Genomic DNA, 15259 nt, shown 5'->3' on the forward strand with positions numbered 1-15259 from the left:
AAGGGTGCCCTATACTCATCGTCAATCGACTGCATTGCCATCATCCAACACCAAGAGGAATTGCCTGTGAATCATCTGGTCGTCACCGTGGTTGCTCCCGACAAACCGGGGCAGGTCGAACGCATCGCCCACTGCATTGCCGAGCATGGCGGCAACTGGCTGGAGAGCCGCATGTCGCGCCTGGCCGGACAGTTTGCCGGCATCCTGCGCCTGAGCGTGCCCATCGAACAGCGCGATGCACTGGTCACGGCGCTGCACGAGCTGGCCACGCACGACATCCGCGTGCTGCTGGCCGAAGAATCAGAAGAGCCGACCCTCGCCTGGACGCCCATTCATATGGCACTGGTGGGCACTGACCGCCCCGGAATAGTGCGCGATATCACCCGCTTGCTGGCCGGGCAGGGCGTCAACGTCGAGCGGCTGGTCACTGAGGTGATGACCGCCCCCATGAGCGGCGAATGGCTGTTCCGTGCCGAAGCCGTATTGGGCGTGCCCGCCACCGTGACGCTGGACGATTTGCAGGCGCAGCTGGAAACGCTGGCGGATGATTTGATGGTGGAGCTGGAATTACGGGAGGATCCGGCTGCTTGAGGTTATCCAGTCTTTCTCTGCACCTGCCTGTGGATAACCTGGGGAATCAACCCGCTAGGCCACGGCCTGCAAGGCGTGAAGCGCATTGGTTAAAAAACAGCCAATTTCGCGGGCTTGTGCACAATTACCCTGCGCCTGCCTGTGGATAAGCTTGGGGTAGCTGCTTGCAGCCCTTGATACACAAGGGCTGCAAGCGTTTGGTTGTTTTTTGATCAGGTTCTTTTACGCATGTTGACCCAGGCATCGACGCTGTAGATCGCCAGTCCCGCCCAGATAAAGCAGAACGTTATCAGCGTGCTCGCCGCCAGGTGCTCGCCGTAGACGAACACGGCCAGCAGCATCACCAGCGTGGGGCCGGTGTACTGCAGAAAGCCCAGCGTGGCGAAGGGCAGGTGCCGGGCCGCGGCGTTGAAGCACACCAGCGGCACCAGGGTGACGGGGCCGGCGGCGGCCAGCCAGAAGATCATCGAGCTGTGCAACACCTCCGGTTGCAGGCTCTGGGCCTGCGGGTTGAGCAGCAGCCAGCCCAGGGCCAGCGGCACCAGCAGCCAGGTTTCCACGACCAGCCCCGGCAGTGCGGCCACCGGGGCCTTCTTGCGGATCAGCCCATAGAAGCCGAAGGTCAGCGCCAGCGCCAGCGACACCCAGGGCAGGCTGCCGACCTGCCAGACCTGCTGGGCCACACCGGTGGCGGCCAGGGCCACGGCCAGCCACTGGATCGGGCGCAGCCGTTCGCCCAGCAGCAACATGCCAAGCAAGACGTTGATCAGCGGGTTGATGTAGTAGCCCAGGCTGGCTTCGAGCATGCGCCCGTTATTGACCGCCCAGACGTAGATCAGCCAGTTGCTGGCGATCAGCGTGCCGCTCAGGGCCAGGATGGCCAGGCGCTGGGGGTTGTCGCGCAGTTCCTTGAACCAGCCGGGGTGTTTCCACAGCATCAGCAGCAAGGAGCCGGCCAGGGCTGACCAGAGCGCGCGGTGGATGATGATTTCCACGGCCGGCACCGACTGCACGGCCTTGAAGTAAAGCGGGAACAGGCCCCAGATGATGTAGGCGCTCAGGCCCAGGATTAATCCGCGCCGCGGATTGGCAGTGTGCATGGTGCTTCCTTGTACTGCTGTTTTTGTCAGTCCCATCAACAGGTGTGGCGCCGCGTGTGCGGCGCGATAAAGGTCAGAACAGTTTCAGGGGTTCTTCCTGCAGGGCCGAGAGCTGTTCGCGCAGGGCCAGGATATGGTCGCCCCAATAACGCTCGCTGCCAAACCACGGAAAGCTGTGCGGGAACGCCGGGTCGTCCCAGCGTCGCGCCAGCCAGGCACTGTAATGCATCAGGCGCAGGGCGCGCAGCGGTTCGATCAGCGCCAGCTGGCGGGGTTCGAAGTCGTGGAATTCGTTGTAGCCGTCCATCAGCTCGGACAGTTGCCCCAGGCATTCCTGGCGATCACCCGCCAGCATCATCCAGATGTCCTGCACGGCAGGGCCCATGCGGCAGTCGTCCAGGTCGACGATATGGAACATCTCGTCGCGGCACATCATGTTGCCCGGGTGGCAGTCGCCGTGGATGCGGATATTGGTGTGCGGCGTGGCGGCGTAGGCATCTTCGATACGCTTGAGCAGGTCGCGGGCTACCGATTCGTAGGCCGGCAGCAGCGAGCGCGGGATGCAGTTGTTGTTCATCAGGTAGTTGAACGAGTCATGGCCGAAGTTCTGCACGGCCAGGGCTTCGCGGTGCTCGAAGTCGCGGCTGGCGCCGAGCCCATGCAGGCGGCCCAGCAACTGGCCGAGGCGATAGAGCTGGTCGAGATTGCCCGGCTCCGGGGCCCGCCCGCCACGCCGCGGGAACAGGGTGAAGCGAAAGCCGCCGTGCTCGAACAGGGTCTTGCCGTCGTGGACGATCGGCGCCACCACCGGCACCTCGATGCCTTCAAGCTCGGCGGTGAAGCGGTGTTCTTCCAGGATCGCCTCGTTGCTCCAGCGCTGCGGGCGATAGAACTTGGCGATCAAGGGTGCCTGATCTTCGATGCCGACCTGATAGACCCGATTCTCGTAACTGTTGAGCGCCAGGATGCGGGCGTCGCTGAGAAAGCCGATGCTTTCTACGGCGTCCAGCACCATGTCGGGGGTAAGGGCTGCGAAAGGATGGGACATGCGGTCTCCTGTACGCAACGAACCGTTGCGTCGACCGGCGATGGTAACGCAGAGCGTGCATCAGGTGCTGTTGTTCCGCTGTGACCGTAGGAGCGGCTTTAGCCGCGAACGCAAACGCTGCCGATGTGTGCCGTTCGCGGCTGAAGCGATTCGACGCCCGGCCCCCTCGCGACCGTTGGTCGCTCCCACAGGGGCCTTGAAGGGTCAGGCGCCGATCACACCGCCGTCCTCGCGGGTGATGACCATGACCGAGGAGCGTGGCTTGCCGCCGGGCAGGTGCTCGGGGAAGGTCGAACCGCCGTTTTCGCCGGGGTGCTGCAGGCCGACGAACATCGTCTTGTAGTCCGGGGCGAAGCTGATGCCGGTGACTTCGCAGCCGACCGGGCCGACCATGAAACGGCGGATCTCGCCGCTGTGCGGGTCGGCGCAGAGCATCTGATTGTTGCCCATGCCGGCAAAGTCACCCTTGTTGCTGGAGTCGCCGTCGGTCTGGATCCACAAGCGCCCGGCAGCGTCGAAGCTCAGGCCGTCGGGGCTGTTGAACAGGTTGGCGGCATTGATATTGGCCGAGCCGGCCTGCGGGGTGCCGGGGTGCACGACCGGGTTGCCGGCGACCACGAACAGGTCCCATTCGAAGCTCATGGCCGAGGCATTGTCGTCGGTCTCGCGCCAGCGCAGGATCTGGCCGTACTGGTTTTTCGCCCGTGGGTTGGGGCCGCCGACCGGTTGCCCGTCGTCGCCGCGCTTGATGTTGTTGGTCAGGGTGCAATACACCTGACCGTCCTTGGGGCTGACCACGATCCATTCCGGGCGGTCCATGCGCGTGGCCTTGACCACACTGGCCGCCAGGCGGGCATGAATCAGCACTTCGGCCTGGTTGTTGAACCCGGCCGCCGCGTCCAGACCGTTCTTGCCGTGGGTCAGTTCGACCCAGCGTCCCTGGCCCTTGGGGCGGTCAGGGTTGTTGTCGCCGCCATCGAACTGCGCCACATACAGCGTGCCGTGGTCGAGCAGGTCGCGGTTGGCCTTGGGGTTGGCGGTGTCGATCTTGTCGCGGCTGATGAACTTGTAGATGAACTCGCCGCGTTCGTCGTCGCCCATGTACACCACGGCGCGCCCGCCCTTGGTCTGGGCCAGGGCGGCGTTCTCGTGCTTGAAGCGGCCCAGTGCGGTGCGCTTGACCGGTGTGGATTTGGGATCGAACGGGTCGATTTCCACCACCCAGCCGTGGCGATTGACCTCGTTGGGGTTCTTTGCCACGTCAAAGCGGGCATCAAACGGGTGCCAGCCGATCTCCTTGCTGGCCGCCACCACGCCGTAGCGTTTCAGGCCGGCATCGAAGGCTTGCTGCGGGTCGCTGCTGCCGAAGCAATCGGTGAAGTTCTCTTCACACGTCAGGTAGGTGCCCCATGGGGTCTTGCCGTTGGCGCAGTTCTGGAACGTGCCCAAGGCATGGCGGCCGCTGCTGTCAGCGGCGGTCTTGAGCCAGTCGTGGCCGGCGGCCGGGCCGCTCAGGGTAATGGGCGTGTTGCCATGGATACGCCGGTTGAAGCGTGAGCCCTGGACGAACTGCCACTGACCGTTCTGGCGTGCGATCTCGATCACCGAGACGCCCTCGGCGGCCAGCGCCTTGCGCACCTCTTCAAGCGACTGCGGCGCCTGGCCGTGTGCGTAGAGGTAGCGGTAGTTGGTGTATTCGTTGTTGATCGCCAGCAAGGCGCGGTCCGGATGACCAGGCATCGGGAACAGGCTCATGCCGTCGTTGTTGTCGCCGAACTGCACCTCCTGGGCTTCGGCGCTGCCATTGCCACTCGGGTCGAAGGCCGGTCCGTCAGCCTGCAGGGGCTGGCCCCAACTGATCAGCACCGAGGCGCGATAGCCCGGCGGCAGGCTGACGCTGTCGGCGGTGGCCGTGGCAATGCCGTCAAACCCCAGCAGGGTGCGGTTGGCCTCGCTGACGCCGGTGGCCAGGGCGGTACGGCTGAGCAGGTCACCGCCCAGAAACAGCGCCGCGCCGCACAGGGCACCAGCACCGATGAAGCTGCGGCGGGTCAGGCCGACCAGGTTTTCCAGGTCGGTAGGCTGGTGTTCTTTTAATAGTTTCATCGTCACGGCTCCCACGGATGTGGCAGCCACATTAAGTGATCGTGATGACGAAATTGTGTCGGCGCGATGACATCCTGTGCGCTCAGACGACCGTGCCCAGCAACACATGTGAAGGCGCGAACTGCACCTGCACCGCGCTGCCGCCACCGAGTCCCAGCGCCGCGAGCTGTCCGGGCATGGCCTGCGCGCACAGGGTCTGGCCGTTGGGCAGTGCAATGCGCACTTCGCAGGGACCGTGTTCGGCGTCCAGCAGGGTGTCGATCTTGCCGTACAGGCTGTTGTGGTCCGGGCAGGGGGGCTGGTCCGCCGGCAGCAGTTGCAGCCAGCCGGCCTTGATCAGCGCGACCACTTCTACCTCTGGCTCAAGGTCCAGGCGCAGGCGGCTGTCATGGGTGATCTGTGCGTCGATCAACTGCCCGCCGGCCAGCGCCAGGTGCACCGTGTCGTTGTTGCCCTGGCGGGTAATGCGCTGGATGCGCCCGAGCAACTGATTGCGCGCACTGGTGCGCAGGGTCAGGCGGCTGAGCAGGTCGAAGTCGGCATCGCTTTCGGCCGCGTCCAGCACCTGGGCCTGCAGGGCTTGCAGGCGCTGATAGAGGCGCAGGACACGTTCGCCCTCGGTCGACAGGTTGGCGCCGCCACCGCCGCGCCCGCCGACGCTGCGCTCGACCAGCGGGCGCTGCGCCAGGTTATTGAGCTCGTCGATGGCGTCCCAGGCGGCCTTGTAGCTCAGGCCTGCGCTTTTGGCGGCGCGGGTGATCGAGCCTTGCTCGGCAATGTGTTGCAGCAGGGCAAGGCGCTGCGGGCGGCGCACCATGTATTGGCTCAGTGAGGGCGGTAGCGGCATGACGGGCAGTCGAGGAGGGATGATGCGCCTGAGTCTACCCTCAATCCTGCGGGGCGGGCGTGCGCGCCAGGCAGTAGATGTCGACCCGTCGCGCCCCGGCCTGGATCAGCAGGCGTGCCAGCGCCTGGGCGGTGGTGCCGGTGGTCAGCACATCGTCGACCACGGCCAGGTGCTGGTCGCGTACGGCCGTGCTGTCGTGCACGGAGAAGGCGCCGGCCAGGTTGTGCTTGCGGGCCTTGGCATCCAGCCCTTGCTGCGATGGCGTTTCGCGTATACGCAGCAATTGGCGTTCATCCACCGGTATCTGCAGCGTTTGTCCCAGCCAGCCGGCCAGCATCGCCGCCTGGTTGAAGCCGCGCTGGCGCAGGCGCAGACGGGCCAGTGGCACGGGCAACAAGGCGTCGGGACGCGGCAGGTCTTCATCGAAACGATGCTGCAGGTACTGCCCCATCAGGTCGGCGAGCAGGCGGCCCAACGGCCATTGGCCCTGGTGCTTGAAGCGGGTGATCAGCCGGTCGACCACAAAGCGGTATTCCCACGGCGCAATCACCTGGCTGAAGGCCGGCGGCCGCAGGCGGCAATCGATGCAGTGGCGATCAATGTCCGGCAGCGGCACGGCGCAGCACTGGCATTGGGCGCCCAGCCACGGCAGCTCGGCCTCACAGGGCACACACAAGGGCAGGTCGGTGTCGCTGGGCTCGTCACACAGCAAACAGAATCGTTTGTTTTTTAACCAGATGTAAACCTGATCATGTTCTCGTGGTTGACAAGGCATGGCCGTTCCTTAACTATGCCGAAATTCAAGCCGAACAACCGCGTCGCGCCTGTGGTCTTTGCGCTCCTGTGCGGTGTTCTTCAACTGTCAGATTCCAACAAGGAGCCGCCCGATGAGCGCCAGCACCACCGCTACCTTGCGTCACGACTGGACTTTAGCCGAGGTCAGGGCACTGTTTGTGCAGCCTTTCAATGACCTGTTGTTTCAGGCGCAGACGGTGCATCGCGCTCATTTCGACGCCAACCGCGTGCAGGTCTCGACCTTGCTGTCGATCAAGACCGGCGCCTGCCCCGAAGACTGCAAGTACTGCCCGCAGTCGGGCCACTACAACACCGGCCTGGACAAGCAGAAGCTGCTTGAAGTGCAAAAGGTGCTGGAGGAAGCCGCCCGCGCCAAGGCCATCGGCTCCACACGGTTCTGCATGGGCGCGGCCTGGAAGCATCCGTCGGCCAAGGACATGCCCTACGTGCTGGAGATGGTCAAGGGCGTGAAGGCGCTGGGCCTGGAGACCTGCATGACCCTGGGCCGGCTCGATCAGGAGCAGACCGAGGCGCTGGCCTCGGCAGGCCTGGATTACTACAACCACAACCTTGATACGTCGCCGGAGTTCTACGGCAGCATCATCACGACCCGCACCTACAGCGAGCGGCTGCAGACCCTGGCGTATGTGCGTGAGTCGGGGATGAAGATCTGCTCGGGCGGCATCCTGGGCATGGGCGAGTCGCTCGACGACCGCGCCGGCCTGCTGATCCAGTTGGCCAACCTGCCCGAGCACCCCGAGTCGGTGCCGATCAACATGCTGGTCAAGGTCGCCGGCACGCCGCTGGAAAATGCCGAGGACGTCGACCCGTTCGACTTCATCCGCATGCTGGCCGTGGCGCGCATCCTGATGCCGCAATCGCATGTGCGGCTGTCGGCCGGTCGCGAAGCCATGAACGAGCAGATGCAGGCCCTGGCGTTCTTCGCCGGTGCCAACTCGATCTTCTACGGTGAAAAACTGCTGACCACCGCCAACCCGCAGGCCGACAAGGACATGCTGCTGTTCAAGCGCCTGGGCATCCAGCCCGAGGCCGGGCAGGACCATGCCGATGACGTGCACCAGGCGGCCATCGAGCAGGCGCTGGTCGAGCAGCAAAGCAGTGCGATGTTCTACAACGCCGTTTCGGCCTGAACACGCGAGGTCAGCATGGCTTTCGATCTTCAGGCGCGCCTCGAGGCCCGTCGCGCCGCCCAGTTGTACCGTCAGCGCCCGTTGCTGCAGAGCCCGCAAGGGCCGCTGGCGGTGGTCGACGGGCAGCCGTTGCTGACCTTTTGCAACAACGATTACCTGGGGCTGGCCAACCATCCGCAGGTGGTGGCAGCCTGGCAGGCCGGCGCCGAGCGCTGGGGCGTGGGCGGCGGGGCATCACACCTGGTGATCGGTCACAGCGGGCCGCACCATGACCTGGAGCTGGCGCTGGCCGAATTCACCGGGCGCCCACGGGCACTGTTGTTCTCCAATGGCTACATGGCCAACCTGGGCACGGTCACGGCGCTGGTCGGGCAGGGCGATACGGTGCTCGAAGACCGCCTCAACCATGCCTCGCTGCTCGATGCCGGCCTGCTCAGCGGCGCGCGCTTCAGCCGCTACCTGCACAACGATGCCGCCAGCCTGCAAAGCCGGCTGGCCAAGGCGGCGGGCGACAGCCTGGTGGTCACCGACGGGGTGTTCAGCATGGACGGCGACATCGCCGACCTGCCGGCCCTGGCCCGTACCGCAAAAAGCCGGGGCGCCTGGCTGATGGTCGACGATGCCCACGGTTTCGGTGCGCTGGGGGCCAACGGCGGCGGCAGTGTCGAGCACTTCGGCCTGGGCCTGGATGACGTGCCGGTGCTGATCGGCACCCTGGGCAAGGCCTTTGGTACGTCGGGAGCCTTTGTGGCCGGCAGCGACGACCTGATCGAGACGCTGATCCAGTTCGCCCGGCCCTACATCTACACCACCAGCCAACCGCCGGCGCTGGCCTGCGCGACGCTCAAGAGCCTTGAACTGCTGCGCAGCGAGTCGTGGCGGCGCGAGCATCTGGCCGCGCTGATCAGCCAGTTTCGCCACGGCGCCGGGCAGATCGGACTGCAGTTGATGGACAGTTTCACGCCCATCCAGCCGATCCTGATTGGCGATGCCGGGCGTGCTGTGCGCCTTTCGCAGCTGTTGCGCGAGCGTGGTCTGCTGGTGAGCGCGATCCGCCCGCCCACTGTGCCGGCCGGCAGCGCCCGCTTGCGGGTCACGCTGAGCGCCGCCCACACGCGCGAACAGGTTCAGCTACTGTTGGAGGCACTGGCGCAGTGCTGGCCACTGCTGGGTGTGGATGAATCGGTGGAGTCGACGCATGCGTAATCGTCTGGTGCTGTTACCCGGCTGGGGCCTGGGTGTGTCGCCGCTGGAGCCCTTGGCCGCCGCCTTGCGTGAGCGGGATGCGCATCTGAAGGTCGAGATCGAGCCTTTGCCGCAACCGGGCACGCATGATGTGCAGGCCTGGCTCGATGACCTGGACGCCCGGTTGCCAGAGAACACCTGGCTGGGCGGCTGGTCACTGGGCGGCATGCTCGCGGCCGAACTGGCCGCCCGGCGCGGCGAGCGTTGTTGCGGCTTGCTGACCCTGGCCAGCAACACCTGTTTTGTGCAGCGCGGTGCCTGGCCACAGGCCATGTCCGAGGCGGACTTTGCCGCGTTTCTGGCCGGCTGCGAGCAGGACCCGGTAGCAACCCTCAAGCGCTTCGGCCTGCTGTGCAGCCAGGGCGCTGAAGACCCGCGTGGGTTGTCGCGCCAGCTCGGCGCCGGCCTGCCGGTCGTAGCGCCGCAGGTGCTGCTCGATGGTTTGCGGGTGCTTGAACAACTCGACACCCGCCAGGCCTTGCAGGACTACCGTGGCCCCCAACTGCATGTGTTTGCCGGGCGCGATGCCCTGGTCCCGGCGCAGGTAGCCGTTGACTTGCTGGAACTGCTGCCGGATGTCGAAACGGGCCTGATCGAACAGGCCAGTCATGCCTTTATCCTGGAAAGCCCGCACAGTGTGGCGGCGACGATCCGGACTTTTCTATATGGAGCGGGTGATGACTGATCTCTCTGGCATACCGCTGCCGGGCGGCTTGCCGGCCAAGCGGCAGGTGGCGGCGTCGTTTTCCCGCGCAGCGGCCAGCTACGACAGCGTGGCCGACTTGCAGCGTGCGGTGGGTCAGCATCTGTTGGCACAACTGCCGGCTGATCTGAACCCGGCGCGCTGGCTGGACCTGGGCTGTGGCACCGGGCATTTCAGCCGCGTGCTGGGGCCGCGTTTCGCCGCGGCACAAGGCCTGGCGCTGGACCTGGCCGAAGGCATGCTGCGCCACGCGCAACCGCAGGGCGGGGCGCAGCATTTCGTGGCCGGTGATGCCGAGAGCCTGCCGTTGCAGGACCAGTGCCTGGACCTGGTGTTTTCCAGCCTGGCGGTGCAGTGGTGTGCCCATTTTGCCGCCGTACTCAACGAGGCGCGTCGGGTCTTGCGCCCGGGTGGCGTGTTTGCCTTCTCCAGCCTGTGTGTCGGTACGCTGGATGAGTTGCGTCGCAGTTGGCAGCAGGTCGACGGCCGGGTGCATGTCAATCGCTTCCGTGAACCGCAGGCTTATCGGCAACTGTCCGAAGCCTGCGGACTGCGTATCCGCAGCCTGGAGGTGCGCCCGCATGTGCTGCATTACCCCGATGTGCGCAGCCTGACCCACGAACTCAAGGCCCTGGGGGCACACAACCTCAATCCGGGGCGGGCCACCGGCCTGACCGGCCGCGAGCGTATTCGCACGCTGGTGCAGGCGTATGAAGCCTTTCGCCAACCGCAGGGTTTGCCGGCCACTTATCAGGCGATCTATGTCGTGCTGGAAAAACAGTCATGAGCGCTGCCTTTTTCATTGCCGGGACCGACACCGACATCGGCAAGACCACCGTGGCCGCCGGCCTGCTGTACGCGGCCCGGCGGGCGGGCCTGAGTACGGCGGCCGGCAAGCCGGTGGCCTCCGGCTGCGAGCCGACCGCCAACGGGCTGCGCAACGCCGACGCGCTGGCCTTGCTGGCGCAGTGCACCACGGCGTTGACCTATGAAGAGGTCAATCCCTTTGCCCTGGCGCCGGCCATTGCCCCGCACCTGGCCGCGCGGGAAGCCGGGCTGGACCTGGGCGTGGCCAATCTGCTGGCGCCGATGCAGCGCCTGCTGGCGCGTCAGGCCGGTTTTACCCTGATCGAGGGCGCGGGTGGCTGGCGGGTGCCGCTCAGTGGCGACGAGCATCTGTCTGATCTGGCGATTGCCCTGCAGTTGCCGGTCGTCCTGGTGGTCGGCGTGCGCCTGGGCTGCATCAGTCATGCGCTGCTGACGGCCGAGGCGATTGCCCGCGACGGCCTGGTGCTGGCCGGCTGGGTGGCCAATATCGTCGATGCCCAGACCTCGCGGCTTGAGGCCAACCTGGCAACCTTGACCGAACAATTGCCGGCCCCTTGCCTGGGACAGGTGCCGCGACTGTTACAGCCTGTTGCTGAAAGCGTGGCCCAATACCTAACGGTTGCGCCGCTGCTGGCGCTCAGGTGACTGATATCAAAGGCGCTTTGCCGCTTGATCAAGATTCAGCCTATGGTCGGGCATGATGCCATTAGTCTTTTTGTTGGGCATTTTGCCGCTATCCCTGTTTCAATAGGCCTTGCTTCCTATGAGCTGAGGACTGGCTTATGCAAATTTCCATGAACAACACGCTGTATCCAGGCCTGAGCGCAATCCAGGTCGGGCAGAACCGTGTCGATCAGGCGGCCTCTCAGATCGCCAGTAACAGCATCGAAGTGTCTGGCCGCAGCCAGTCCTCCGACTTCCAGCTGGAAAACCTGCGTTCGGTCGACCGCAGCCAGCGTTCCGACCTGCCGGCCAACATCGTTGAGCTGGAAGCTGGCAAGTTCCAGGTCGAGGCAGGCGTCGCGGCACAGCGCGCCAGCAGTGAAGCGCTCGGTACGCTGATTGACACCTACGCCTGATTCCTTCAGGTGGCTTTACCTCTGACGCCGTGCCCTTGAGCACGGCGTTGTCGTTTCTGCGCGTAGCGCTGTTTCAGTGCCGCAACCGGCGGCCCCTCGACTAGACTCTTTCAATAACCTCTGCTCTGGCCTCAGGCCACGGCCTGTAAGGCCTTGCGCCGGTTCGGGACCAGCGGTGGGCAATGCGCTATTGACAAGGTCCGGGTGTAAACGTAAGTTTCAAACATCTGTTTGATCGGTAGGCGCAGTAAGCGCCAAAAGCGTTGAAAGTGTTCCCATCACGACCGATCAGTCATTCATACGGGATTCACCAGCAGAGGTTACAAGCTATGCCTGACTACAAGGCCCCCTTGCGTGATATTCGTTTCGTGCGTGATGAGCTGCTGGGTTATGAAGCCCATTACCAGAGCCTGCCGGCCTGCCAGGACGCCACGCCCGACATGGTCGATGCCATCCTGGAAGAGGGTGCGCGTTTCTGTGAGCAGGTGCTGGCCCCGCTCAATCGCGTCGGCGACATCGAAGGCTGCCAATGGAGCGAGGCGGGCGTGAAGACGCCGACCGGCTTCAAGCAGGCCTACAAGCAATTCGTCGAAGGCGGCTGGCCGAGCCTGGCCCATGATGTCGAGCACGGCGGCCAGGGTTTGCCCGAGTCGCTGGGGCTGGCCATCAGCGAACTGGTCGGCGAGGCCAACTGGTCGTGGGGCATGTACCCCGGCCTGTCGCATGGCGCGATGAACACCATTTCCGAGCACGGCACGCCCGAGCAGCAGGAGACCTACCTGACCAGGCTGGTGTCCGGCGAGTGGACCGGCACCATGTGCCTGACCGAGTCGCACTGCGGCACCGACCTTGGCATGCTGCGCACCCGCGCCGAGCCCCAGGCCGATGGCTCCTACAAGGTCAGCGGCACCAAGATCTTCATTTCCGCCGGCGAACACGACATGGCCGATAACATCGTCCACATCGTGCTGGCCCGCCTGCCGGATGCACCGGCCGGCACCAAGGGCATTTCGCTGTTCATCGTGCCCAAGTTCCTGCCCGACGCTCAGGGTGGCCTCGGTGAGCGCAACGCGGTGGCCTGTGGCTCGCTCGAGCACAAGATGGGCATTCACGGCAACGCCACGTGCGTGATGAACTTCGACGGCGCCACCGGCTTTCTGATCGGCCCGCCGAACAAGGGCCTGAACTGCATGTTCACCTTCATGAACACCGCTCGCCTGGGCACTGCGCTGCAAGGCCTGGCCCATGCCGAGGTGGCGTTCCAGGGTGGCCTGCAATACGCCCGCGACCGCTTGCAGATGCGCTCGCTGACCGGCCCCAAGGCCCCGGACAAGGCCGCTGACCCGATCATCGTGCACCCTGATGTGCGGCGCATGCTGCTGACCATGAAGGCCTTTGCTGAAGGCACCCGGGCCATGGTGTATTTCACGGCCAAGCAGGTCGACATCGTCAAGTACAGCCAGGACGAAGAGCAGCGCAAGGCCGCCGACGCGCTGCTGGCCTTCATGACCCCGATCGCCAAGGCGTTCATGACCGAGGTCGGCTTTGAAGCCGCCAACCACGGTGTGCAGATCTATGGCGGCCACGGCTTCATCGCCGAGTGGGGCATGGAGCAGAACGTACGCGACAGCCGCATTTCGATGCTCTACGAGGGCACCACCGGCATCCAGGCCCTCGACCTGCTGGGCCGCAAGGTGCTGATGACCCAGGGCGAGGCGCTCAAGGGCTTCACCCGGATTGTCCACAAGTTCTGCCAGGCCAACGAGGGCAATGAAGCTATCGCCGCGTTCACCGCGCCGCTGGCAGCGTTGAACAAGGAATGGGGCGAGCTGACCATGAAGGTCGGCATGGCGGCCATGAAAGACCGTGAAGAAGTGGGCGCGGCCTCCGTGGATTACCTGATGTTCTCGGGCTATGCATGCCTGGCCTACTTCTGGGCCGACATGGCACGTGCGGCGGCGCAGAAACTGGCCGAAGGCACCTCGGAGCAGGCGTTCTACACGGCCAAGCTGCAGACGGCGCGCTTCTACTACGAGCGCATCCTGCCCCGTACCCGCACCCATGCGGCGGCCATCGTGTCGGGCGCAGCCAACCTGATGGACATGAAAGAAGAAGACTTCGGCCTGGGTTACTGATCGGCCGGACCTTTGATAGTGCGCAGGAGCGGCCGGGGTCGTGCCGTTCCTGCGTCATGCTGTTGAATACCCCCTCCTTTATCCTTCGATCAATCTTTGCCGATTCCTGCCGTTACAGAAATTAGTTGGCTATTTAGTTCCTACTGAATGCATTACTAACCCAGCAAAGGCACAATGCCATTATGCAGGGCCATTTTCTGATGCCGAGTAGGAGACATCCCCCTTGTTGCGTCCATCTGCTGCACGACTGAGTCATTTCCTGCCTGCCGGCATTCTGTTCCTGGGCGGCCTGGCAGCGGCCTATGTCAAAGACCTGAGTGTCTTCTTCACTTCGCTGTTCAATGTTCTGCCGACCCTGGTGCTGCTGCTGGGTGGTGCGTATTGCGCGGTGTATCGCCGCCAGCGTGAGCTGGCCTTGATGGTCACGGTGTACATCGCCTATTACCTGCTCGACACCCAGACCGACTTCTACCGGGACAATGGCGTGGTGCGTGAAGACGCCGCCGTGGTGTTCCACCTGATGTGCCTGCTGTTGCCGTTGATGTTCGGCCTGTATGCCGCCTGGGAAGAGCGTACCCACCTGTTCCAGGACCTGGTGGCGCGGCTGGCGGTGTTGCTGCTGGTCGCAGGCGTGGCACTGGGGCTGGAACAGAGCTATCCGGTGGAGGTGCAGAACTGGCTGGCCGACATTCGCTGGCCGTTGCTGCACGGTTCGTGGATGAGCCTGATCCAGCTCTCCTATGTCATGTTCCTGATCGCTTTCGGCGTATTGACCTGGCAGTACCTGAACAAACCGCGCCCGTTGCACGCCGCCCAACTGGTCGGGCTGCTGGGTCTGTTCTGGGCCTTGCCCAAGACGTTCATCCTGCCGTTCACGCTGAACATCATGTGCAGCCAGGTCATGTTGATGATTGCCGCCGCCGTGGCGCAGGAGGCCTATCAGATGGCCTTTCGTGACGAACTGACCGGGCTGCCGGGACGCCGTGCCCTCAACGAGCGGTTGCAGCGGCTGGGGCGCAACTATGTGCTGGCAATGAGTGACGTGGATCACTTCAAGAAATTCAACGACACCCATGGCCACGATGTCGGCGACCAGGTGCTGCGCCTGGTGGCCAGCAAGTTGTCGAAAATCAGCCAGGGCGGTGGCAAGGCCTATCGGTACGGGGGTGAAGAGTTTGCCATCGTGTTTTCCGGCAAGACGCTGGAAGAATGTATGCCGCATCTGGAAATGGTCCGCGAAACCATCGCCAACTATCAGATCCAGTTGCGCAATCCCGATAACCGTCCGGAAGATGACCTGCAGGGCAGGCTGCGCCGGGGATCGGCACAGGCGGGCAGTGTGTCGGTCACGATCAGCATCGGCGTGGCCGATCGTCAGCCTGAACAGCGCACCCCTGACGAAGTGCTCAAGGCCGCCGACCAGGCGCTGTATGCCGCCAAGGGCGCCGGCCGCAATTGCGTGGTGGCGCATGGGCAACCTCAGAGGCGCTCAATGCGTACCGCCGACGCGATATAGGCCGGGCCTGCGAGCCTTCAAGGAGAAAAAGCGCATTACTAATGGCGGTGACCGGGACTGACTTTATAGTCACAAGCGGACCCTATGTGTCGCATTAGTTGTTCGGATACACTCG

At 64.3% G+C, this 15259-nt stretch carries 14 protein-coding genes; 9 read left to right on the plus strand and 5 right to left on the minus strand.

Annotated features, from left to right (window positions below; translation table 11 throughout):
- The first annotated feature begins 66 nt into the window (after positions 1–66).
- Complete coding sequence (locus DGA31_RS18305) at positions 67–591, plus strand: glycine cleavage system transcriptional repressor (protein WP_109513563.1); 525 nt, start codon at positions 67–69, stop codon at positions 589–591.
- Positions 592–803: 212 nt separating this feature from the next.
- On the opposite strand, the gene rarD is transcribed toward DGA31_RS18305, so the two are convergent.
- The 5 genes from rarD to DGA31_RS18330 form a co-directional block, all read right to left on the minus strand.
- Complete coding sequence (gene rarD, locus DGA31_RS18310; protein WP_109513514.1) at positions 804–1691, minus strand: EamA family transporter RarD; 888 nt, start codon at positions 1689–1691, stop codon at positions 804–806.
- A gap of 73 nt (positions 1692–1764) precedes the next feature.
- Positions 1765–2739, minus strand: a complete 975-nt coding sequence (locus DGA31_RS18315; protein WP_056841411.1) for a serine/threonine protein kinase — start codon at positions 2737–2739, stop codon at positions 1765–1767.
- Between the two features lie 204 nt (positions 2740–2943).
- A complete protein-coding gene (locus DGA31_RS18320; protein WP_109513515.1) occupies positions 2944–4845 on the minus strand; it encodes a PhoX family protein in 1902 nt (633 codons plus the stop codon).
- Between the two features lie 82 nt (positions 4846–4927).
- Positions 4928–5692 carry a TOBE domain-containing protein gene (locus DGA31_RS18325; protein WP_109513516.1) on the minus strand — a complete coding sequence of 255 codons (765 nt, stop codon included), beginning with the start codon at positions 5690–5692 and terminating at the stop codon, positions 4928–4930.
- Positions 5693–5732: 40 nt separating this feature from the next.
- Positions 5733–6467 carry a ComF family protein gene (locus tag DGA31_RS18330; protein ID WP_056841414.1) on the minus strand — a complete coding sequence of 245 codons (735 nt, stop codon included), beginning with the start codon at positions 6465–6467 and terminating at the stop codon, positions 5733–5735.
- A gap of 112 nt (positions 6468–6579) precedes the next feature.
- Here DGA31_RS18330 and bioB point away from each other — a divergent pair, with 112 nt between their 5' ends.
- From bioB to DGA31_RS18370, 8 genes are all read left to right on the plus strand, one after another.
- Positions 6580–7638, plus strand: a complete 1059-nt coding sequence (bioB, locus tag DGA31_RS18335) for a biotin synthase BioB (RefSeq protein WP_056841415.1) — start codon at positions 6580–6582, stop codon at positions 7636–7638.
- A gap of 15 nt (positions 7639–7653) precedes the next feature.
- A complete protein-coding gene (gene bioF / locus DGA31_RS18340) occupies positions 7654–8844 on the plus strand; it encodes an 8-amino-7-oxononanoate synthase (RefSeq protein ID WP_109513517.1) in 1191 nt (396 codons plus the stop codon).
- A complete protein-coding gene (locus DGA31_RS18345; RefSeq protein ID WP_109513518.1) occupies positions 8837–9568 on the plus strand; it encodes an alpha/beta fold hydrolase in 732 nt (243 codons plus the stop codon). Before bioF ends, DGA31_RS18345 begins: the two co-directional genes overlap by 8 nt.
- The gene (gene bioC / locus DGA31_RS18350; RefSeq protein ID WP_056841418.1) at positions 9561–10373 is read left to right on the plus strand and encodes a malonyl-ACP O-methyltransferase BioC; all 813 of its coding nucleotides are present in this window, start codon (positions 9561–9563) and stop codon (positions 10371–10373) included. Before DGA31_RS18345 ends, bioC begins: the two co-directional genes overlap by 8 nt.
- Positions 10370–11059, plus strand: coding sequence for a dethiobiotin synthase (gene bioD / locus DGA31_RS18355; protein ID WP_109513519.1), 690 nt, complete (start codon positions 10370–10372; stop codon positions 11057–11059). Before bioC ends, bioD begins: the two co-directional genes overlap by 4 nt.
- A 137-nt stretch (positions 11060–11196) precedes the next feature.
- Complete coding sequence (locus DGA31_RS18360) at positions 11197–11493, plus strand: hypothetical protein (RefSeq protein WP_056841420.1); 297 nt, start codon at positions 11197–11199, stop codon at positions 11491–11493.
- Between the two features lie 329 nt (positions 11494–11822).
- Positions 11823–13628 (plus strand): phenylacyl-CoA dehydrogenase, encoded by a 1806-nt coding sequence (locus DGA31_RS18365; RefSeq protein ID WP_056841421.1) that lies wholly within the window; start codon positions 11823–11825, stop codon positions 13626–13628.
- 223 nt (positions 13629–13851) lie between these two features.
- Entirely contained in the window at positions 13852–15144 is a 1293-nt protein-coding gene (locus DGA31_RS18370; RefSeq protein WP_109513520.1) for a GGDEF domain-containing protein, read from the plus strand.
- The last annotated feature ends 115 nt before the right edge of the window (positions 15145–15259 follow it).

The organism is Pseudomonas ovata (genome assembly GCF_003131185.1).
In the GTDB taxonomy this organism is placed as follows: Bacteria; Pseudomonadota; Gammaproteobacteria; order Pseudomonadales; family Pseudomonadaceae; genus Aquipseudomonas; species Aquipseudomonas ovata.